General features: G+C 67.5%; 13 protein-coding genes. 6 read left to right on the top strand and 7 right to left on the bottom strand.

The window, feature by feature from the left end:
* Positions 1-2: 2 nt before the first annotated feature.
* Together AC3A4T_RS06545 and AC3A4T_RS06550 are read left to right on the top strand one after the other, a co-directional pair.
* On the top strand, positions 3-1,856 hold the full coding sequence (locus AC3A4T_RS06545) for a hypothetical protein (RefSeq protein ID WP_487674650.1): 1,854 nt from the start codon (positions 3-5) through the stop codon (positions 1,854-1,856).
* Positions 1,849-4,617: a bpX6 domain-containing protein gene (locus AC3A4T_RS06550; RefSeq protein WP_487674651.1), complete on the top strand. Its 2,769-nt coding sequence runs from the start codon at positions 1,849-1,851 to the stop codon at positions 4,615-4,617. The genes AC3A4T_RS06545 and AC3A4T_RS06550 overlap by 8 nt, the downstream gene beginning before the upstream one ends.
* 258 nt (positions 4,618-4,875) lie before the next feature.
* Here AC3A4T_RS06550 and AC3A4T_RS06555 read toward each other — a convergent pair whose 3' ends face one another.
* On the bottom strand, positions 4,876-6,888 hold the full coding sequence (locus AC3A4T_RS06555) for a M13 family metallopeptidase (protein WP_487674652.1): 2,013 nt from the start codon (positions 6,886-6,888) through the stop codon (positions 4,876-4,878).
* 655 nt (positions 6,889-7,543) lie between these two features.
* On the opposite strand from AC3A4T_RS06555, the gene AC3A4T_RS06560 reads away from it, so the two are divergent.
* Positions 7,544-7,945 carry a hypothetical protein gene (locus AC3A4T_RS06560; protein WP_487674653.1) on the top strand — a complete coding sequence of 134 codons (402 nt, stop codon included), beginning with the start codon at positions 7,544-7,546 and terminating at the stop codon, positions 7,943-7,945.
* 267 nt (positions 7,946-8,212) lie between these two features.
* On the opposite strand, the gene AC3A4T_RS06565 is transcribed toward AC3A4T_RS06560, so the two are convergent.
* Both AC3A4T_RS06565 and AC3A4T_RS06570 read right to left on the bottom strand, forming a co-directional pair.
* A complete protein-coding gene (locus tag AC3A4T_RS06565) occupies positions 8,213-10,300 on the bottom strand; it encodes a M13 family metallopeptidase (protein ID WP_487674859.1) in 2,088 nt (695 codons plus the stop codon).
* 428 nt (positions 10,301-10,728) lie between these two features.
* Positions 10,729-12,834 carry a M13 family metallopeptidase gene (locus AC3A4T_RS06570; RefSeq protein ID WP_487674654.1) on the bottom strand — a complete coding sequence of 702 codons (2,106 nt, stop codon included), beginning with the start codon at positions 12,832-12,834 and terminating at the stop codon, positions 10,729-10,731.
* A gap of 368 nt (positions 12,835-13,202) precedes the next feature.
* Between AC3A4T_RS06570 and AC3A4T_RS06575 the strand changes: the two genes are divergently transcribed.
* Positions 13,203-14,576: an MBL fold metallo-hydrolase RNA specificity domain-containing protein gene (locus AC3A4T_RS06575; protein WP_487674655.1), complete on the top strand. Its 1,374-nt coding sequence runs from the start codon at positions 13,203-13,205 to the stop codon at positions 14,574-14,576.
* A 192-nt stretch (positions 14,577-14,768) separates the two neighbouring features.
* Here the strand turns inward: AC3A4T_RS06575 and AC3A4T_RS06580 are convergent, their stop codons facing one another.
* The 4 genes from AC3A4T_RS06580 to AC3A4T_RS06595 form a co-directional block, all read right to left on the bottom strand.
* Entirely contained in the window at positions 14,769-16,313 is a 1,545-nt protein-coding gene (locus AC3A4T_RS06580; RefSeq protein WP_487674656.1) for a BCCT family transporter, read from the bottom strand.
* Positions 16,314-16,902: 589 nt separating this feature from the next.
* Complete coding sequence (locus tag AC3A4T_RS06585; RefSeq protein WP_487674657.1) at positions 16,903-18,102, bottom strand: low temperature requirement protein A; 1,200 nt, start codon at positions 18,100-18,102, stop codon at positions 16,903-16,905.
* A 14-nt stretch (positions 18,103-18,116) separates the two neighbouring features.
* Complete coding sequence (locus tag AC3A4T_RS06590) at positions 18,117-18,401, bottom strand: hypothetical protein (protein ID WP_487674658.1); 285 nt, start codon at positions 18,399-18,401, stop codon at positions 18,117-18,119.
* A 162-nt stretch (positions 18,402-18,563) separates the two neighbouring features.
* Entirely contained in the window at positions 18,564-19,337 is a 774-nt protein-coding gene (locus AC3A4T_RS06595; RefSeq protein WP_487674659.1) for an SDR family oxidoreductase, read from the bottom strand.
* Positions 19,338-19,440: 103 nt separating this feature from the next.
* Here AC3A4T_RS06595 and AC3A4T_RS06600 point away from each other — a divergent pair, with 103 nt between their 5' ends.
* Positions 19,441-20,355, top strand: a complete 915-nt coding sequence (locus AC3A4T_RS06600; protein WP_487674660.1) for an AraC family transcriptional regulator — start codon at positions 19,441-19,443, stop codon at positions 20,353-20,355.
* A gap of 324 nt (positions 20,356-20,679) precedes the next feature.
* Complete coding sequence (locus AC3A4T_RS06605) at positions 20,680-21,576, top strand: ABC transporter ATP-binding protein (protein ID WP_487674661.1); 897 nt, start codon at positions 20,680-20,682, stop codon at positions 21,574-21,576.
* Positions 21,577-21,587 lie beyond the last annotated feature (11 nt).

A 21,587-nucleotide genomic window follows, 5' to 3' on the forward strand; every position in this document is an offset into this window, starting at 1 on the left:
CGATGCGCCTGCCCGATACGCTCAAACCGTGGCATGCCTGGCTGGGGTGGTTCGACCCGGAACTGGCCGGCGTGCTCGGCGAATTGATGCTGCGCCTGCATCCGATGCTCGGCGCGTTCCGCATGCGCGCGTTGCGCGGCGCGGTCGAGCCCGAGGGCATCGACGATCTGCGCCGGCGTGGCAGCTACGAACGCCTGTTGTTGAGCGAATGGGCGATGGCCGATGTGGTGCCGGAAGAATTCGATCGCCGCGCCGCGGCCGGCGAGCATCTGTTCCTGTCGCCGAAACTGGTCGCGCGCGAAGTCGATGCGCTGACCGTGGCGGTGTTCGACACTGGCCCCTCGCAACTGGGCGCGCCGCGTCTGGTGCATGTGGCGATGTGGATCCTGCTGGCGCAGCGCGCGCAGGCGGCCAAGGCGCGCTTCGCCTGGGGCGTGCTCGGCAAGCCGGGCGAGTTGTTCGACGCCGACAACGCCGATGCGCTCAAGCGGCTGTTGAGCGAACGCAGCTTCACCCCGGGCGGCGAAGCCGCGTGGCAGCGCGCGGCGCAGGCCGGACTGCCGCCGCCGCGCGAGGATCACGAACGCGAATGGCAGCAATGGCTGGACGCGGCGCAACCCAGCCCGGGCGAGCGCTGGTCGATCGGCTCGCATGCGCACGGCTACGGCCTGGGCCATCGCGTCGATGTGCAGCGCGCGAGCGAAAGCGAGTTGGCGATCGTGATCGCCGCGCGGCAGGCGCGGCGCGAGGGACGGCTGAATCTGCCGGATCCGAAATTGTCGTCACGCCTGTTGCGTGGGCAGTTCGCGTCGGTCTTACGCGAGGAGTCGGTGCTGTCCGGCGCCGGCAGGTTGTCGCTGAAGCAACCGCCGTTGATTTCGTTCGACGGTCACAGCGTCGCCGTGCCGCTGCTCGGGGAAAACGCCGCCAACGTCTACCGGCTGCCGCGCGCGACGATGCGAGCGCAATCGCCGCCGAAGATCACTCGCTGGGCCAAAGGCAAAACGCTGCTGGCGGCGACCTTGGTCGGCCGGCATTTCGGCGGGGTGGTGGCGCATTCGGAGCGACTCGAATTCTGGCAACTCGCGCCGCTGCGCGGCTTCGATTTGCCGCCGGTGGAGGAATTCGATCCAGCGGCCAGCCGGGCGCGGTGGTTGCCCTGCGTCGTGCTCAGGGGAACGTCGATTGCCCGCCCGCACGCACGCTTGCTGTTGCTGTCCGGCCAGGGGCGGCTGTTGTCGTGGACCCAGACTAACTTCGGCGCGCCGCGCGCGGAGTACGATATCTTCGCCGGCCGCGCTCTGGCGATCGCCCATGCCGGCAACGAACATGCCTTGCATTTGCGCCAGTTGGGCAACGAGCTGCATTGCGAGCTGCTGGGTGCACAAACCGGTCGACTCCTGGAAAAGATCACGCTGACGGGCGAAGCCCGCGCCGGCTTCCTGTGGGGGCGTTGGTTCGGCACCGGCTGGCATGGCGGCTGTTGCGTGGAACAGCCGGTGGGCGGTCATGGCGGCGAGCGCTCCAGCATCTGGCGCGTGTTCCTGCGCAGTAAGCATCGGGCCAAGTCGGCCGATCACGAGATCGTGCTGCCGGCGGACTGGAAGGTCGTGGGCTTGAGCATGAACGACGCCGACGAACTCGACCTGATCGCGTTGCGACCCGATCGCAGAGCGGTGGTCAGCATCGGTGCGCAAGGCCGCGCGACGTTGTACGAATCGCCCTATCAGATTTCGGCCATCAGCGTCGCCACCGATTGCGACGCGATCGCACTGATCGATCTGCAAGGCCGGCTGGTGGTGTTGCGCGATCGCGCCAAGAGCGTGCTGGTGTATGCCGGAGGCGGCGATGACTGAGCCGACCACCCGCGCGAACGTGCGCTACCCGATCTGGCGCGGCCGGCAGACGGTCGACGGGCTGTGGCTGGCCGCCGATTGGCTGTCGCCGGAGCAGCGCAGCGAACGCGTGCTGCGCGAATGGATGCCGGGTTGCCGCGCATGGCGGTTCGACCATGGCGACGTGCTGTGCTTCGAAGCGCCGCGCATGCTGCAGTGCGAATTCGCCGGCGGCACGCCTTTGCGCCGGGTCGGCGCGCATGGCCTGTATGCCGGTCCGCTGACCGACGAGGAACGCGCCTCGCTCGACGCGGGCGATGTGCATCTGGTGATCGGCGGACAGTTGCAGGCGCTGCAGTTCGCCAAGGCGCAGGCGCTCGATCCGTCGCTGGTGATCGACATCGACGACTACGCGTTGCACGACACCTACGACGGCCGCCGCAGCCTGGCCTTGCCCAAGGCCGGACGCTTGACCGGCAAACCCTTGCGCGAAGTATTGGGGGACAAGATTCCACCGCCGAGCCAGGAGCGCGAAGCGTTCCTGCGTGATGCGGCGGCGCGCGGCGCGGGCAGGGACGCCAGCGGAAAATCCATTGGCGAGGGATTCTCCAGCGAAAAACCGAGCCTGCGCGAACGCGCGGTCGGCACGCGCGACCGCATGGCCGACTGGTTGTTGCATCGTTTTCCCGGTTTGTCGGGCGGCGGTGCGCCAGCCGGTGGCGGTGGCGGCGCGGCGAACAACGGCCGGGGCGTGGGCACCGGCGGCGGCAGCGTTCGGCCGCGCAATCCGTCGATCGTGCCGCAACGCTGGCGCGACATGCTGGTGCGTTTCGCCATCGCCAGCCGCGCGTCGCGGCTGATCGGCATGCGTCACGGCGCGTACCTGCGCCGGCTGATGGAGCAGTTCGATCGCGGCGATCTCATCGAGGCCTTGCGCAATGCCTTGCCGATCGACGGCAGCGGCGAGTCGCTGGGGCAGGCGTTCAGTGCGCCGGGCCGGCGCGACAGCCTGAGCCTGAGCCAGGGCAACGGCGCGGCGACCTCGATCGATTTCGGCGACAGCGCGCGCGATCGCCTGCGCAAGCTGTACCGCAACGCGTTCGAACAACTCGATCGCCAGGGCAAGATCGACGAAGCGGTGTTCGTGCTCGCCGAATTGCTGAGCGCGCGCAACGAAGCGCTGGACTATCTGGTCAAGCACGAGCGTTTCGCCCAGGCCGCCGAACTGGCGTTGAGCTGGGACATGGCGCCGGACCTCATCATCCGCCTGCTGATGCTGGCCGGCGACCGCGAGCGCGCGGTGCTGGTCGCGCGTCGCGACAATGCGTTCGCCGCGGCGGTCGCGCTGCTTGAAAACGGCCATCCGCAGCAGGCGCGGCAACTGCGCGGCGAGTGGGGCCAGGCGCTGGCCGAGCAGGGCCTGTGGCTGGCCGCGGTCGACGCGGTGTGGCCCGATCCGCAGGCGCGCGAGCAAGCCGGGCGCTGGCTGTTGGCGGCCGAAGCGGCCGGCGCCGAATTGTCCGCGCGCGCGCTGGTGCAACGCGCGAGTCTGTTGCCCGATACCGTGCAGCACTACGCCGAACGCATCGCGCGCCTGGCCGATCCGGCCTCGCCTGCGGCGCCGCGCGAAGCCTTGGGCCGCGACCTTGCCGAGGTCAAGCAAACCAATCCCGCGCTGCGCGCGCTCGCGGCCCAGGTGTTGCCCGCACTGGCCGCCGATCGCGCGGCGTGCGCGAACGATATCGAGCGCGGGCAGCTCGAACGCTTGCGCAAGTTGGCCGACGATCCGTGGCTCAGCGCCGATCTGCCCGGATGGTCGCTGCCGACGCCGCCGGGCCGGCGCCGTTTGTGGGAGACGACGGGGGCGTTGAACGCGAGCGCGCCGGAGGCGCCGGGCCTGCAATCGCCGCACGACGTGGCCGCGCTCGGCGACGGCCGCTATCTGGTGGCGTTGGGCGAGGCCGGCGCCGCGGTGGTCGATCGCAGCGGCCGGCGCGTGCGCAGTTATGCGGTGCCCGCGTACCGGTTCGTGATGAGCCACAGCGGCCAGATCGCGTTGGCGATCGCGCAACGCGATTCGGTGTCGCGGATCGCGCGGCTGGATCTGGCCCATCACGAGATCACCGACCTGGGCGCGATGCCGCTGCAGTTCTTCGCCTATCGTTTCGACGGCATCGCCTGGTCGGTGGTGTCAGGCGAGCGGATCATGGTGGTGGACGCGGCGCGCGCGTCGCTGGACGTGCTGTGGAGCGTGGGTGATCTGGGCGGCCCGGTGATCGCGGCGGAATTCTTCCCGATCGAGGAATCGTTCCTGGTGCGCGGCGATCGCGAGCAGGTGCTGTGGCGTTATCGCAACGCGCCGCAGCGGCGCTTGCTGTCGCGCGATCCGATTGTCGAGGACGGACGTTTCCGTCAATTGCATCCGGCGATGGGCGTGTTGCCGCTGCAACTGACCCAGGACGACGATGGCGCTGTCCGCTTCGCTTACACCTGGGGCACGCGCGATTTCCAGATGCGGCTGTCGCCGCCGCCGGGCGAGCTCGGCGGGCACGGTGTGATCCCGCTGACCCAGGGTTGCCTGGTGTGGTTGCGCGGCGAACGTGCGATGCGATTGCATCTGGTGCGGCCGTCGCAGGCGGATGTGGCGGCGAGCATCGATTGGCCGTTGGCGGCGTTGCGCACGCGCGAGTACGAGGGCGGGGTATTGCTGTTCGATCATCAGGGGCGGGTGATGGATATCGCCAGTGAGACCTCGAAGGTGCGGACGCTTACGTTGCTTTGATTCGTGCGCGTTGCCTGGCGTCGCGCATGCGGGTGCATCGCTGCGATGAGGTCTGCGCGGAAGGTGATGGTTCGCGGTCGCGGCTCACGCCGCTCCTACAGGGTGATACGTCAGTTACGTTTCAAACTGTAGGAGTGGCGTGAGCCGCGACCGCGACACCCCGACTACGACGAATCACCATCGCCCAACAAAAAGCCCGGCGTGCGCCGGGCTTTTCGCGTCATCGCATTCGCGGCGCATCGCCGCGCCGCCCACCAATCAGAAAATCTTGATCTGCTGATCGGCCTTGCGCTGCATCGCGGTGCCGGCCTTGCAGCCGAAGGCTTCGCCGAACGCCGGCAGGTTGGACAGCGGCACGTTGGTGCGCGCCGGACCCGGCGCGTGGATGCCGGTGGCGGCGCGCTGAGCGGCGACTTCCGGGCTCAGCTGCTGCGCCCACAGGCCGGCCCAGGCGCGGAAGAACGCCTGGTTGGCGTCCTTGCTGGCCGAAGGCTGGGCGGCGTGCAGGGCCGACCAGGCGAGTTCGACGCCGGCCTGATCGGCGATCGCCACTTCGCGCACCTGTCCGCCGTTGATCTTGGTCGCGGTCAGGCCCGGATACGGTTCGGCGCTGTACTGCGCGGCGACGCGGCTGCCGAGCGCTTCCCAGGCGGCGACTTCGGCCGGGGTCCACCAGTCGCGCACTTCCTGCTTGGCGTTGACGTAGCGGCCGCGGCCGTCGATGCCGTGGGTCAGTTCGGCGCCGACCAGCGCGCCGTAGGAACCGTACTGCGCGGCTTCGGGCTTGCTCATGTCGAGCACCGGCGCCTGCAGCATCGCGGCGGTGACGATCAGGCGGTTCTGGGCGATGTCGTAGGCCAGCGACGGCTCCTGCGGCAGCACGTCCCAGCGGCGGTCGGCGTTGCCGCGGCCGATCCGCTTCATTTCCTCGCGATGGCGCCAGGTCGAGGCGATCAGCATGTTGCTGCCGAAGCTGCCGCGGCCCATCGGCTGCACGGTGTAGTCCAGGTCGCGCTTGGGCGTGCCGACTTCGATCTTGAGCTTGGCCAGCTTGGCCTTGGCTTCGTTCTTGACCGCCTCGCTGAAGCGGGTGTCGGCGTCGACGTTCTTGCCCAAAGCTTCGCGCACCTGCGAGGCGATCTGCTCGGCGCGCGCGTCGGTGGCGGCCGGCAGGTAACGCGCGGCGTATTCGTGGCCGACCATCGGGCCGGCGGCGAGGGTGATCGCGTCGAGCACAGCCTGCTGGCGCGCGGGCTGTTCGCGCTGGCCGCGCAGGACCTTGCCGCGGAAATCGAATTCGGCCTCGCGGAACGGCTTGGCCAGGTACGGCGCCATCGAATCGCCGACGCGCCAGCGCAGGTAGGTCTTCCACTGGTCGGGCTTGAGGCTGCCCAGCAGCTTGTCGAGTTCGGCGAACAGCTGCGGGTTGGCCAGTGAGACGCTGTCGTCGCTGACGCCCTGGGCCTTGAGGAAGTCGGCCAGCTGCAGGCCCTTGTAGGTCTTGGCCAGGGTGGCGACCTGCACCGGCGCGTAGTTGGCGCGCGGATCGCGCAGGTCCGGCAGCGCCTTGGACGCGCGCGCGATGCGGGTTTCCAGATCGATCACCTGCTGCGACTCGGCCGCGAGCTTTTCCTTCGGCGTGCCGGTCAGGGTGAGGATCTTCTGCACGTAGTTGTTGTAGTGGCCCAGCAACTGGCGGGTGTCGGCGTCGCTGCGGGTGTAATAGGCCGGGTCGGGCAGGCCGAGGCCGCCCTGGCTGAAGTAGCCGATGTGGCGGTCGAGGTCCTGCAGGTCGATGTCGGCGCCGAAGTTGAACAGCACCGGGATGCCGACCTGATGCAGCGCGGCGATCGAGGCCGGGATTTCCTTGGCCTTCTTGATCGCGTTGATGCGGCCGAGCAGCGGCGCGATCGGCTGCGAGCCGTCGCGTTCGACCGCCGCTTCGTCCAGGCCGCTGGCCCAGAAGTCGCCGAGCAGCTTCTGCACGTTGCCCTGCGGCGCGGTCATCGCGCTGTTGAGCAGTTCCAGCTGCTGGCGGCGCGCGTTGGCGGCCAGGGTTTCCAGCGAGGACACCGAAGCGGCGCCCGACAGCGGGTTGGCGCGCAGCCAGTCGGCGTTGGCGCTGGCGTAGAAATCGCTGCAGGCGTTGGCGGCGGCCGGCGCCTTCGGCTTGGCGGCGGCCTTCTTCTTGGCGGCATCGGCGGCGGGCGAGGCCAGGCCGGCGATCAGGCTCAGGGCGAGGGCACAGGCAAGCGGGCGTAGGGTCGACATCGCGTATTCCATCCTGGGGATGCGGGAGTTTAACAACTGGGGCGGGTGAGGCGATGAACGGGTTTGGCGGTTGGGGCGGGGTGTTGCGATTGTGGTGGGACGGTGCATTCGGTCCTTCCTCCCGCAACGCGGGAGCAGGTGCCCGAAGGGCGGATGAGGTGCGCGGGATGTGAAGTGTCGTTGCTTGAGGCGGGCCCTCACCCCAGCCCTCTCCCGCACGCGGGAGAGGGAGCATGGTCGTTGCACGGCCGGTGATTGGCAGGTCGCAGCTTCGACGGTGCGTTGTCCTTCTCCCGCAACGCGGGAGAAGGTGCCCGAAGGGCGGATGAGGGTGCGCGGGATGTGAAGTGTCGCTGCTTGAGGCGGGCCCTCACCCCAGCCCTCTCCCGCAAGCGGGAGAGGGAGCATGGTCGTCGCACGGCCGGTGATTAGCAGGCCGCAGCTTCGACGTGCGCGGTCCTTCTCCCGCAATGCGGGAGAAGGTGCCCGCAGGGCGGATGAGGGTGCGCGGGATGTGAAGTGTCGCTGCTTGAGGCGCGGCCCTCACCCCAGCCCTCTCCCGCAAGCGGGAGAGGGCGCTTGAACAGGACGTTTGGACAGGACGGGCAGTCGATCGAAGTAGACTCGGCGACGCGTTGCGTACATCCGGATACCCATGACCCCAGACTACAAAACCGGCGAGCACGCGCTCGACGCGGCCATCCGGGCCTACCCGTGGATGGACTTCCATCTGGTCGCGTACGACGAGGTCAGCCTGATCGTCCGCGGCACCCTGGACGTGAGCTGCGGCTACCAGCTGCAGATCGAGTTCGGCGATGTGGGCTACCTCGATTGCCCGATGACCTGGCGCACCGCTACCGACGCGCAGGTGGTTTCGAAAGTCGATCCAGCCACCTTGCCGGACGAGATGCGCGAGCGCTTTTTCGACGGCAACGGCGGCGAGGTCTTCCGCTTCGCGGTCGAAGGCGTCCATCGCCCGTGGTTCGCCCACATCGTCGCGGCGCGGATGCGGTTTTTCGCCGCCGCGCAGGGCGAGTATTTGAGCTGGAGCGACTAGACCGGCGCTTTCGATTCCCGCTGCCGGGCTTGGCGGGAAGGGTGAATCGAGTGGTCGAGTATTCGGGTCGTCTGATCGAAAGGCGTCGGGCCTGAAGGCCCTCCCACAAAAGACCTCGCGGCGGCCAGGGCGTTTGGGTGAGGCCTTCAGGCCCGGTGCAAGGTGACGCAATCTCGTCCGATCTCCACGGCCAGAAAAGCGAAGGCCCGGGAATCCCGGGCCTTCGTTGGCTACGTCAGATTGAGCGCGAGAACCGCGCCGATCCGATTACCAGATCACCACCTGCTTGTCGCCTTCGCGCACCATCGGCTGACCCGGCTTGCACGAGAACGCCGCGGCGAACGCCGGCAGGTTCGACGGCGCGCCGATCGCGCGGAAGTTGGCCGGCGCGTGCTCGTCGGTCTGCAGACGCACCTTCAGCTCTTCCGGGGTGAAGTTGCGGCGCCACACGGTGCCCCAGTTGAGGAAGAAGCGCTGCTCGCGGGTGAAACCGTCGGTCTTCGGGTCCGGGGTATCGCCGGCGGCCTTCTTCATCGCGTCGTATGCGGTGGCCAGACCGCCCAGGTCGGCGATGTTCTCGCCCAGGGTGTGCTTGCCGCTGACGTGCGCGCCCGGCGCGGCTTCATAGCCGTCGAACTGCTTGATCAGCTTGTCGGTCAGGCCCGAGAACGCCTTCGCGTCCGACGGCGCCCACCAAACTTCCATGTTGCCGGTCGGTCCGAAACGCGAGCCCTGGTCGTCGTAACCGTGGGTCATTTCGTGGCCGATCACCGCGCCGATGCCGCCGTAGTTGGTGGCGTCGTCGGCCTTGGGATCGAAGAACGGCGGCTGCAGGATCGCGGCCGGGAACACGATCTCGTTCTGCAACGGGTTGTAGTAGGCGTTGACCATCTGCGGCGGCATGCCCCATTCGGTCTTGTCGACCGGCTTGCCGATCTTGCTCAGGTTCCACTTGTAGTTGAATTCGTTGGCCGCCTTGACGTTGGCGTAGTAGCTGTCGCGGCTGGTGCTCAGGCCGCTCCAGTCGCGCCACTTGTCCGGGTAGCCGATCTTCGGGGTGAAGCTCGCCCACTTCTCCAGCGCCTTCTTCTTGGTGTCCGCGCTCATCCAGGCCAGGTTCTCGATGCGCGCCTTGAGGGCCTCGCTGAGGTTCTTGACCAGCGCCTGCATGCGCTCCTTGGACTCAGGAGTGAAGGCGACCTTGACGTACAACTGACCCATCGCTTCGCCGGTCTGGCCTTCGATGGTGTCGAGCACGCGCTTGCCGCGCTCCTTGAGTTCCTTCTGGCCGCGCAGGGTCTTGTTGTAGAAGTTGAAACTTTCGTTGACGAAGGCTTCCGACAGGTACGGCGAGGCGCCGTCGATCGCGTGGAAGCGCAGGTAGGCCTGCCACTGCGCGGCCGGCAGTTCGCCGATCATCTTGCTGACCTCCTGGTGGAACGACGGCACCGCGAGCGAGAACTTCTCAGGCAGCGCGACCTTCTGCGATTCGAAGAACTTGGTCCAGGAGAAGTTCGGGGTCAGTTCGTCGGCCTGCGCCGGGCTGACCGGGTTGTAGTACAGCGAGACGTCGCGCGAGAGCTGTTCGCGCGACTTCGAGGCCTTGGCCAGGCGGGTTTCGAACGCGATCACGTCCTTGGCCTGCTTGGCGGCGTCTTCGGGCTTGGCGCCGCCCAGTTCCAGCACCTTGGCGACGTGGACTTCGTACGCGGCGAGCTTGTCCTTGTGCTTGGCGTCGGTGTAGTAGGTGGTGTCCGGCAGGCCCAGGCCGCCCTGCGAGGCGTAGGCGATGTTGTTGGCCGAATCCTTGAAGTCGGCTTCGGCGCCGAAGCCGAACAGGTTGTTGTCGCCGGTCGCGGCGGCATCGCGCAGGTAGGCGGCGATCTTTTCCGGGCTGTCGATCGCGTCGATCTTGGCCAGGTCGGCCTTCAGCGGCTCCAGGCCCTGGGCGTTGACCTTGGCCACGTCCATGCCGGTGGCCCACAGGTCGCCGACGATCTTCTCCACGCCGGTGGCCTTGGTGTCGGCGGCGGCCTGCTCGGCGAGCTGGCGCTGCACGGCGTTGGAACGCTCATCGAGCATTTCGAACGCGCCCCACGAGGTGCGGTCGTTCGGGATGGTGTTGGCGGCGAGCCACTTGCCGTTGACGTAGCCGCCGAAGTCGGTGCAGGCGTCCTTGGTGGTGTCCAGGTCGGTCGCCAGGAAGCGGTTGACCGGCGGCAGCTTGCTTTCGTCGAGCTTGAGGGTGGCCTCGGCGGGCGTGGCGGCGGCGGTGTCGGCCGGGGCGGCCGGCGCGGGGGCTTCGGTCTTGCCGCAGGCGGCCACGACCGTGGCGATGGCGAGGGACAACAGCAGGACTTGCGGTTTCTTGAAGGTCACAGCGGGCTCCAGCCGGGAAGGCATAGGCGAGAAACGAATCGGGAATTGTCGCGGATTTCCGACCACGGGTGAGGTCGTAGCCAGGACACGGGCGGACGATAGTCCCGTTCCGCTCGTGAGAAGGGTGTCGAAGGTCATGTGGGGTGGGGCGGGGGCTGTTCAGTTTTGCCCCGTCTGGCGGGAAGCGAGGAACGAGTTGAGAGGAGTGAGGAGTGAGGAGTGAGGAGTGAGGAGTGAGGAGTGAGTAAAGGCGGCTCCTCGCCGCTCACTCACTCCTCACTCCTCTCCACTCGTTCCTGCCCCATCCGGGAGGGCCGAGAAACGAGAAAGAGGAGTGAGAAACGAGTGAGCCGCTGCGCGCTTCCCACTCACTCCTCACTCCTCTCCACTGTTTTTTCAACATCTCACCAGATCACGACCTGCTCACCAGCCCCGCGCACCATCGGCTGGCCGGGCTTGCACGAGAACGCCGCGGCGAACGCCGGCAGGTTCGACGGCGCGCCGATCGCGCGGAAATCGCTCGGCGCGTGCGGGTCGGAATTGACCAGCACCTTGAGCATGTCCGGCGTATAGCGATCGCGCCAGCTGGTAGCGAAGCTGTAGAAGAAACGTTGGTCGCGGCTGAGGCCGTCGGTCTTCGGATCGGGCGTGTCGCCGACCGCCAGTCGCATCGCATCGTAGGCAGTAGCGATGCCGCCGAGGTCGGCGATGTTCTCGCCGAGGGTCAGCTTGCCGTTGACCTTCAGCCCGGGCGCGGCCTGGTAGCCGTCGAACTGCTGCACCAGCTTTTCGCTGCGCGCGGCGAAACCCTTGGCGTCGGCCGGCGTCCACCAGTTGTTGAAATTGCCGTCGGGGCCGAAACGCGAACCCTGGTCGTCGTAACCATGGGTCATCTCATGACCGATCACCGCGCCGATGCCGCCGTAGTTGGTGGCCTCGTCAGCCTTGGGATCGAAGAACGGCGGTTGCAGAATCGCCGCCGGGAACACGATCTCGTTCTGCAGCGGGTTGTAGTAGGCGTTGACCGTCTGCGGCGACATGCCCCATTCGGTCTTGTCGACCGGCTTGCCGATCTTGCTCAGGTTCCACTGGTAATTGAAGCGATTGGCGGCCTGGGCGTTGGCGTAGTAACTGTCGCGGTCGGTCTTCAGCCCGGACCAGTCGCGCCACTTGTCCGGATAGCCGATCTTGGGCGTGAAGCTGGCCCATTTTTCCAGGGCTTTTTTCTTGGTTTCCTCGCTCATCCAGCTCAGATTCTCGATCCTCGCCTTGAGCGCTGTGCGCAGGCCCTGCACCAGCGTTTCCATCTGCGCCTTGGACTCCCGCGGGAACGCGACCTTGACGTACAACTGGCCCATCGCTTCGCCGGCCTGATCGTCGATGTCGCCGAGCACGCGCTTCCAGCGCGCCTTGGGTTCTTTCTGTCCGCGCATGGTCTTGTTGTGGAACTCGTAATGCTCGGCGACGAAATTGTCGGCCAGGTACGGCGAAGCGTCGTCGACGGTGTGATAGCGCAGATACGCCTGCCAGGTCGCCGCCGGCGTGTCGGCGATCATCTTGCTGACCTCCTTGTGGAAGTCGGGCATCGCCAGCGAGAACTGCGCCGGCGTGGCCACGCCCTGCGCTTCGAAGAACTTGGTCCAAGAGAAATTCGGCGTGAGTTCGTTGGCCGCGGCGACGCTGATCGGCTGGTAGTACAGCGCCACGTCGCGCTGCAGCTGTTCGCTCGACAGCGACGCGCGCGCCAGGCGGGTTTCGAAATCGACCACCGCCTTGGCCTGCTGCACGGCATCGGCCGCGGCGACGCCCGACAGCGCCAGCACCTTGGCGATGTGCTGCTGGTACGCGGCGAGCTTGTCGTGCTTGTCCTTGTCGAAGTAGTAGCCCTTGTCGGGCAGGCCCAGGCCGCCTTGCGTGGCGAAGGCGATGTTCATCGAGGAATTCTTGAAATCGGCCTCGGCGCCGAAATCGAACACCACGTTGTGGCCTTGCGCGGCGCTGCTGCGCAGGTAGGCGGCGATCTTGTCCGGGCTGTCGAGCGCGGCGATCGCGGCCAGGTCGGCCTGCACCGGCGTGAGGCCCTGAGCGTTGATCCTGGCTTCGTCCATGCCGGTCGACCACAGATCGCCGATCAGCTTTTCCACGCCGCTGGCCTTGGGATCGGCGGCGGCCTGCTGCGCGAGTTGGTGCTGCACCGCCAGCGAGCGTTCGGCCAGCACGTCGGACACGCCCCAGGACGAACGATCGCCCGGGATCGGATTGGCGGCGAACCAGCGGCCGTTGACGTACTCGCCGAGGTTGTCGCAGGCGTTCTTGGTTGGATCGAGATCGCCGACGGCGAAGCGCACCGGCTGCGGCAGCTGGCTTTCGTCGATCGTGAGCGCGGTGGCTTCGGCGGGCTTCGCGGCGGGCGCGCTCGCGGCCGGAGCCGGGGTTTGGGGCTTGCTGCAGGCCGCGAGCGCGGCGGCGATCGCCAGCGACAGCAGCAGGGGGGACGACTTCATGGGCATCACTGGAACTCCGGGCCGACGGGCGTGGGAAGGATCTGACGTGGCGCAGATCGGGGTTGTGAACGAAACGCCGGCGTGGCGGCGGCCACGATGCAGCGGCGACGGCGCGAACGCCCGCGGCTGCGACGCCTGCGTGACTGGCGATGGCTCCCGATGCGGCCCGTCGTCGTCGGCCCTCAACGTGATCGGCCGACGATAAACCCGTTCGCGCGCGGGGAAGGGTGTCGTCAGTCATGTGGGTGAGCGGGATCGGAGGGTTTCACCCCCGGACCTAGGGCGCGACCTCGCCCGCATCGCCTGCATGCTAAGTTCCAGACCCACACTGCGGCCGCGCCCGGCCGCCGCACTCAGCGAAGGAGTCGATTGCAATGCGCGTCCACTTTCACGGCGCCGCCGGCGAAGTCACCGGTTCCCTGCACGAAGTCGAAGCCGCCGGCCATCGCATCCTGCTCGACTGCGGCATGATCCAGGGCAGCCCCGAGGCCGAACTGCGCAATCTCGATCCGTTCGCGTTCGATGCGGCGACGCTCGATGCGTTGGTGATCAGCCACGCTCATATCGATCACATCGGCCGGGTGCCGCTGCTGGTCAAGCGCGGTTTTCGCGGGCCGATCTTCGCCCAGGCCGCGACCGCCGACCTGATGCGGATCATGCTGCTGGACTCGGCCTCGATCGCCGCAAGCGAAGCCGAGCGCGGCAACCGCAGACGCGCGCACGGCGAGGCCGAACTGCTGCCGCTGTACACCCGCGACGATGTCGAAGCGACCATGCAACGGGTGCAGCCGCTGCCCTACGACACGCGCCGCGAGATCCTGTCGGGCGTGACGGTGCAGTTCCGCGAGGCCGGGCACATCCTGGGTTCGTCGGTGGTCGAGCTGTTCGCCGATGGCCGCAAGCTGGTGTTCTCCGGCGACCTGGGGCCGAAAGGCACGCCGATCCTGCGCGACCCCGCGCCGATCGACAGCGCCGATCTGGTGCTGATGGAATCGACCTACGGCGATCGCCTGCACAAGGACCGCGCCGAAACCATCCTCGAACTCGGCCGCATTTTAGACGCGGCCTGGAACGACGGCGGCAATGTGCTGATCCCGGCGTTCGCGGTCGGCCGCAGCCAGGAACTGCTGTACTGGTTCGCCAAATACTGGGACGAGTGGAACGTCGGCCGTTTCAAGATCTTTCTCGACAGCCCGATGGCGAGCAAGGTGGTCGGCGTGTACGACCGCCATGTCGAACTGTTCGACGAAGACGCGCTGCGGGTGTGGAAAGACAAGCCCGATCCGTTTCATCTGCCGAACCTGCGGCTGACCGAATCGGCGCAGGAGTCGATGGCGATCAACCAGATCGAACGCGGCGCGATCGTCATCGCCGGCTCGGGCATGGCCAACGCTGGCCGCATCCTGCATCACTTCAAGCACAACCTCGGCAAGCCGCAGACCCATGTGGTGTTCGTCGGTTACCAGGCCGAGGGCACGATCGGGCGGCGTCTGGTCGAAGGCGCCAAGTGGGTACGCATCCACGGCCGCGACACCCGCGCCGAAGCGCAGCGCCACACCATCGGCGGCTTGTCGGCGCACACCGATCAGAACGGTTTGATCGAGTGGTACGGCCATATCGAAGGCCATCCGCCGCTGGTGCTGGTGCATGGCGAAGACAAGGCGCGCGAAGCGCTGGCCGGGGAAATCGGCGAACGCTTCGGCACCGAGGTGACGTTGGCGCGGCCGGGAATGACGCTGGAGGTGTAAGCGCACGCGCCCAGTCGCCCGATCGCGCAACCTCCCGGCCGGCACCGTCGCCGCCCGATCGTCCGCCGCCGATTGCGCCGTCGCAAGCCGCCATCGCTCAGGCCGGCGTTGCGCCGGCTTTCGCGCGCAGCCGCCCGCACGCAGCGCGGCACACGCGCTCGGCCGCGTGCGGGCCGGGCGATCTGCGCGCCGCTAGGCCGGCGCGACAACGTCCTTCTCGCGCGCCAGCCAGCGCTGCATCGCATGCCGGAAGCGCGCGGCCTCGCGTTGTTTGTGCAGGTAGTCCTGATCCAGCACCCGATACAGCGACCACATGATCAGCATCAGCAGCAGCGCGAACGGCAATGCGGCGACGATGATCACGCCCTGCAACGCATCCAGGCCACCGGCCAGCAGCAACGCGACCGCGATCAGCACCTGGATCACGCCCCAGGTCGCGCGCCGCGACATCGGCGGATCGGCGCGGTCGTCGCTGGACATGCTGGCCAGCACCAGGGTCGCCGAGTCGGCCGAGGTCACGAAGAACAGCATCAACAAGGCGATCGCCGCGGCGGTCAACAATGGCGCCCACGGCAGGCTTTCGAGCACAGCGAACAGCACCTGCTCGTAACCCTGGCTCAAGGCGCCGGCCAGATCGACGCCGCCGAACATCTGCGCCCACAGCGCGCTGCCGCCGAATGCGGCGAACCACACGAAGCTCATCAGCGAAGGCACCAGCACCACGCCGAACACGAATTCGCGCACGCGCCGGCCGCGCGAGATGCGGGCGATGAAGCTGCCCACGAACGGCGCCCAGGCGATCCACCACGCCCAGTAGAAGATCGTCCATTCGCCGACCCAGGGATCGCGTGAGAACGGCGCCATGCGCAGGCTCATGTTAGGCAGTTGATTGATATAACTGCCGAGCGTGGTGGTGAAGGTCTCGAAGATGAAACTGGTCGGCCCGGCCACCAGCACGAACGCCAGCAACAACGCGGCCAGGGCGAGGTTGAGATTGCTCAGCCATTTGATCCCGCGGTGCAGGCCGGTCAGGCTCGAAGCCATGTACAGCGCGAACGCCACCGCGACCACGCACAGTTGCAGCGCCGGGGTCACGCTCAGGCCGAACACCCGCGCCAGCCCGGCGCTGATCTGCACGGTGCCGAAGCCCAGCGTGGTCGCCACGCCGATCGCGGTGGCGACGACCGCGGCGACATCGATCAACTGGCCCGGCCAGCGCCGGTGCCAACGGCCGATCACCGGTTGCAGCAAATCGCTGATCTGGCCGCGGCCGTTGCGGTTGAACTGGAACCAGGCCATCGCCAGCCCGACCAGTGCGTACACCGCCCACGGATGCAGGCCCCAGTGGAAGAACACGTAGCGCATCGACGCGCGCGCGGCCGGCATGCTCTGCGCCGTCAGCCCTTCGGGCGGATGCAGATAATGCGACACCGGCTCGGCCGCGCCCCAGAACACCAGGCCGATGCCCATGCCGGCGGCGAACAGCATCGACAGCCAGCTCAGGCGCGAGAATTCCGGCTCGGCGTCGTCGCCGCCGATGCGCAGGTCGGCGAAGCGACCGAGCGAGAGATACAGCAGGAACAGCAGCGAGGCGAACACGATCAACAGGTACAGCCAGCCGGCCCGCGCCACCGTGAGCGACAGCGCGTGCTGGATCGTTTCGTTGAACGATTGCGGGGCCAGCACGCCGGCGGCGACCAGCGCGGCGAGCAGGACGATTGAAAGTCGAAAAACCAAAATCCACTCCAGACAGGCGCGCGAATGCATCGCGCGCGTGAGGCGTGCCGGACGCGCGCGGCGCGTTGACAGGCATGAGGCACAGCCGCGCCGATGCGCGCATGAAGCACGCGCGATCACCGCTGCATCCAGCGGGTGATTCGACGCAAGGCTGACAACCGACAAGTTGCGATCCGCGCTGCGAGCCATGGCCGTAGCGGTGACGGCGCAAGCGGACGTATGAGTCCGGTGCGGTGCGCGGAGCGGAGCGATTTTAACAGACTCGCGGTTTTGGGCCTTCACGCCGCCGCGATAAGCGCGATGTGCCGGGGGAAACCGCTACAAACAAGGGTTCTGATCGACGCCCCAAGCAAGAGGAATGCACCGAGGTCTTTTGTGGGAGGGGCTTGAGCCCCGACGCTTTCCGCTCAGATCGCGAACATCCACCGCTTCGGATCGAACCGCGTCGGGGCTCAAGCCCCTCTCACAAAAGTCTTCGTGGACTCGTCGCGCAGGGTTTGGTCAATCACTTGGTGAATTACTTGATAAATCGCGTGATAAATCGCGGTGGCAACCTGTAAGCAAATCGTCGGAACGAAAAACCACAGGCTCAGTGCGCCGCGGTCTCCGCTCCGCGCCGCAACGCCGCCGTCTCCCATCCCGCCACGATCACGAACACCAGCGTCGTGCCCGCGCCGAGCATCAACGCCGACAAGTGCAGCGGCGAGCTTGCGAACCACAGCGCCGCCAGCATCAGCAACCCGGCGCAGTGCGAAATCGGCGGGAACCGGCGGGTGTTGGTCACCCATTTGAACAAGGCGCAACCCAGCAGATACAGCGCCGGGCCGCCGACGATCGCGGCGATGCCGGCGGCGTCGGCGTGATCGGGGTGGACCAGCACCAGCTCGTCCGCAACCGCGCACACGATGATGCCGCCGACGATCAGCAGATGCATGTAGGTGTAGGCCAAACGCGCCAGGCGCGCGCGATGGACGACGTCGTCGCCATGGGCGATGCGGTGTTCGCCGCGCGCCGCGCCGCTGTCGAAATAGATCCACCACATCGCCACGCTGCCGAGGAAGGCGATGCAGAACGCGGCGACCGTGGTCGGGTTCCAGTCGAGCTTGGCGAAGGTCGCGCCGGTGATCAGGATCGATTCGCCGAGCGCGATGATGATGAACAAGCCGCAGCGTTCCGACAGATGGCCGCCTTCCACGTCCCAGTCCGACAGGGTCGAGCGGCCTAACCCGGGTACGCGGAAGAACGCGATCGGCCCGAGGTATTCGATCGCAACCGCGATCAGCCACCAGCCGACCCGCGCCTCCGGTTCGGCCAGGCCGCCGCCGATCCAGAACGCCGCCGATACCAGCAGCCATAACGTGATGCGGATGAAGTTGCGGAAATTGCCGGGGCTGCGCCCGCCGCGCAACGCCCACAGCATGAACGCGCTGCGGCCGACCTGCATGCTGGCGAACACCGCGCCATAGATCAGCCCGCGTTCGCCGAACGCATCGGGCAGCGACGACGACAGCAGCAGGCCGCCGAGCATCAGCGCGAAGATCATGATCCGCACCGGCACTTTCTCAGGATCGAGCCAGTTGGTGACCCAGGAGGTATAGATCCACAGCCACCACACACCGAGGAACAACAGGCCGGTGCGCAGCGCGCCGACCGGGTTGAGGTGTTCGAGCAGGGTGTGCGACAGCTGGGTCACCGCGAACACGAACACCAGGTCGAAGAACAGTTCGGCGTAGCCGACCTTGGCGTGGCCTTCGCGGCTGCGCAGCAGGGTGGGGCGTAAGTCGGTCATGGCGCGGCCTTGGGCTAGGGCGTGGATCGGGTTCGCGACAGTATCCACCCAAGCAGCAGCGCGACCGCGGCCGGCACGGCGAAGATCAGCAGGAAGATCGGCAGTTCCTCGGCCACGCTGTAACCGGCATGGATCACGCCGACCGCCATGTTGATGCCCGCGCCGATCAGCCACAGCGGCAGGAAGATACTGATCGCGCTGCGCAGCGGCGCCGTGCCGGGGCCGACCAACACGCGCGCGGCCAGCAGGCACAACGCCAGCAGGGCGAAACCGCCGAGTATCACCAGTACCGTGTGCATGCCGATCCCCTGTGTCGATGGCGTTTGGGTCGTTGTCACGTTGCCGCGGTTGTCGGCGCCTCGTGCGCAGCCAACCATTCACCGCGCTCATGGTTGGCCGCGGCGCGTGCATGCGGCGTGCACGCACGCGTCGCCGGTCTTACCGCCTCAGCGTTTGCGGCCTCAACGAGTGGTGTACCCGCCGTTGGCAAAAATGGTCTGGCCGGTGATCCACCAGCCGTCGCTGACCAGGAACTTGATCAGCGGCGCGATGTCGGCGATCTCGGTCAGCCCGCTCTTGGTGCGGCTGCTCAGCGCCGCGGCGGTGGCGTGATACGCGGCCGATTCCTTCGATTCGGCCGGATAGAAGAACGGCGTGTCCATCGGCCCCGGGCCGACCGCGTTGACCGAGATGCCGCGTTCGCCGAATTCCTTGGACGCGGCGCGGGTGAAGTGCTCGATCGGCGCCTTGCTGCCGGGGTAGACCGCATAGAACGGCGTGTACGCGGCCAGCAGCGAGCTGACGATGGTGCAGATGTTGCCGTCGTCGGCGAGCTGCTTGCCGGCTTGCTGGATGAAGAAGAACGCGGCCTTGGAATTGACCGCGAACATACGGTCGTATTCGTCCTCGGTCACCTCGATCAGCGGTTTCTTGATCACCATACCGGTGGTGTTGATGGCGATGTCGAGCTTGCCGAACCGCGCCTTGGCCGCGTCGAACAGGGCCGCGACCTCGCTGGGCCGGGTCAGGTCGCCCTGGTGGGCGAAGGCGTCGGCGCCGGCCGCGCGCACCGCGGCGACGGTCTCTTCGGCCGCGGCGCGGGTGGCGTCGCTGTTGTAATGCACGGCGATCGCGCCGGCGCCGCCGGCGGCGAGCTCGCGCGAAATCAGGCCGCCGAGGTTCTTGGCGCCGCCGCCGATGACGACGGCCTTGCCGGTGAGGGAACGGTTGGGCATGGGGTGCTCCGGTAGGGGGTTGTGGACTCCGGCCACTCGCCGCGTTGACGCGCATGTGACCGAAGTCGTGTTTACATCGGCCTGGGTCCCCGGTGCTTTCACGATGTCCGACGCGCTGTCAGTTTCTCCGCCGCCGCCGGCGATTCCGGTCGTCTCCGGGCCCGGTGCGGGCCAGCGCGAGTTGATGCGCCGCGAGCTGAGCCTGGGCCACGGCGTGCAGTTCGCCTTCGCCACCGAACGCATCGCCGAGCCGACCCAGTGGAGCGTGCATCACGACCGCCATACCCTGATCGTGCATCTCGACGGCGCGATGCGGCGGCTCGAAACCCGCATCGACGGCGTTGGCCGCCTGCGCGCGCCGGCCGCCGTGGGCGACCTGTGGCTGATTCCGGCCGGCCGGCGTTACCAGGGCGAGGCCCGCGGCGGCGCGATCGCCTACGCCGAACTGAGCATCGACCCGGCCCGCTACCCCGGCCTGCGCGATACCCCGGCCGGCGGCACCGACCTGGCCGCGCGCATGAAGCATCACGACCCGCTGGTGCATGCGCTGGCCGCGCGGCTCGCCCAGCTGAGCGGCGAATCCGACGACCTGGCAGCGATGCTGTGCGAGGCGTTGAGCCAGAGCCTGTGCCTGCATCTGCTGCGCGAGCACGGCGCCGCCACGCCGCCGCGGCCGTTGCGCGAACCGTCGCCGCGGCTGAGCGAGCCCCAGCGGCAACGGGTCGAGGATTACATCCAGGCGCATCTGGACCAGCCCATCCGTCTGGCCGCATTGGCGGCGCTGACCGGCCTGAGCACCCATCGCCTGCTGATCGCGTTCCGCGCCAGCTTTGGCGCGACCCCGATCCAGTACGTGCTCGCGCAACGCCTGCAACGCGTCTGCGCGCGCCTGCGCCGCGGCGACGACGACATCACCACGATCGCGATCGGCAGCGGTTTTTCCAGTCACAGCCATCTGTCGGCGGTGTTCAAGCGGCGCTACGGCATCAGCCCGAGCGAGTACCGCCAGCGCGGCTGAGCGTGGACGCGCGCGTGCCGGTCCGTGAGCGCCGCGACCAGGGTCGCCAACGCAAATCGGCCGGCGCTCCCTACCCATGCGCGGCGATCCCTGCCGTCGGTCACGCTGACCATTCGGACATGGCGCGGGCGCGTCCGCGCCCTAGCATGATCGCGTCCACGATCGCGTCCGTCGCAAGTACGGCGCGGCCCTGCCATCGGTCATGCCGACCAGGCGCCCATGGCCGGGTCACGTTTTCTGGCTAGGATCGTCTCAATAACATCGTCTCACTCTGTACCGACCGTGCGCTCGCCGCGTCCGCGTCCCTTGCCTGGAGCCCGCCGCATGCTGACCATTCGCGACCTCACCAAGACCTATGCCAACGGCGTGCGCGCGCTCGACGGCATTTCGCTGGACATTCCGCGCGGCATGTTCGGCCTGCTCGGGCCCAACGGCGCCGGCAAGTCGTCGCTGATGCGGACCCTGGCGACCTTGCAGGAGGCCGACGCCGGCAGCGCGATCCTCGACAACGGCGACGGCCCGGCCATCGACGTGCTGCGCGACAAGGACGCGGTGCGCCGGCAACTGGGCTACCTGCCGCAGGATTTCGGCGTGTACCCGAAGGTCAGCGCGCTCGACCTGCTCGAACATTTCGCCGTGCTCAAAGGCCTGACCAATCGCAAGCAGCGCCGCGATGTGGTCGACGGCCTGCTGCATCAGGTCAACCTGTGGAACGTGCGCAAGCAGAAACTCGGCGGCTTCTCAGGCGGCATGCGCCAGCGCTTCGGCATCGCCCAGGCCCTGCTCGGCGATCCGCGCCTGGTGATCGTCGACGAGCCCACCGCCGGCCTCGACCCGGAAGAGCGCAACCGCTTCCTCAACCTGCTGGCCGAGATCGGCGAGAACGTCGCGGTGATCCTGTCGACCCACATCGTCGAGGACGTCACCGACCTGTGCCCGAGCATGGCCATCATCAACAAGGGCAAGGTGCTGCTCAGCGGCGAGCCGAACGCGGCGATCGCCGCGCTCAGCGATCAGGTCTGGCGCAAGCAGGTCAGCAAGACCACCTTGTCGAGCTACGAAACCCGTTTCACCGTGCTGTCGACCCGACTGGTCGGCGGCCAGCCGGTGATCCACGTGTTCAGTCCGGACTCGCCCGAGGAGGGCTTCGAACGCGTCGCGCCCGATCTGGAAGACGTGTACTTCCAGCGCCTGCGCCAGCACGCGCGCGTCGCGGCCTGAGCGGAGCATCC

The sequence above is a fragment of the Lysobacter sp. Soil_N_51 genome, from assembly GCF_057655755.1.

Coding starts and splice junctions, on each gene's coding strand:
- AC3A4T_RS06545 (WP_487674650.1), top strand. CDS start 3: ATGCGCCTGCCCGATACGCTCAAACCGTGGCATGCCTGGCTGGGGTGG.
- AC3A4T_RS06550 (WP_487674651.1), top strand. CDS start 1,849: ATGACTGAGCCGACCACCCGCGCGAACGTGCGCTACCCGATCTGGCGC.
- AC3A4T_RS06555 (WP_487674652.1), bottom strand. CDS start 6,888: ATGTCGACCCTACGCCCGCTTGCCTGTGCCCTCGCCCTGAGCCTGATC.
- AC3A4T_RS06560 (WP_487674653.1), top strand. CDS start 7,544: ATGACCCCAGACTACAAAACCGGCGAGCACGCGCTCGACGCGGCCATC.
- AC3A4T_RS06570 (WP_487674654.1), bottom strand. CDS start 12,834: ATGCCCATGAAGTCGTCCCCCCTGCTGCTGTCGCTGGCGATCGCCGCC.
- AC3A4T_RS06575 (WP_487674655.1), top strand. CDS start 13,203: ATGCGCGTCCACTTTCACGGCGCCGCCGGCGAAGTCACCGGTTCCCTG.
- AC3A4T_RS06585 (WP_487674657.1), bottom strand. CDS start 18,102: ATGACCGACTTACGCCCCACCCTGCTGCGCAGCCGCGAAGGCCACGCC.
- AC3A4T_RS06590 (WP_487674658.1), bottom strand. CDS start 18,401: ATGCACACGGTACTGGTGATACTCGGCGGTTTCGCCCTGCTGGCGTTG.
- AC3A4T_RS06595 (WP_487674659.1), bottom strand. CDS start 19,337: ATGCCCAACCGTTCCCTCACCGGCAAGGCCGTCGTCATCGGCGGCGGC.
- AC3A4T_RS06600 (WP_487674660.1), top strand. CDS start 19,441: ATGTCCGACGCGCTGTCAGTTTCTCCGCCGCCGCCGGCGATTCCGGTC.
- AC3A4T_RS06605 (WP_487674661.1), top strand. CDS start 20,680: ATGCTGACCATTCGCGACCTCACCAAGACCTATGCCAACGGCGTGCGC.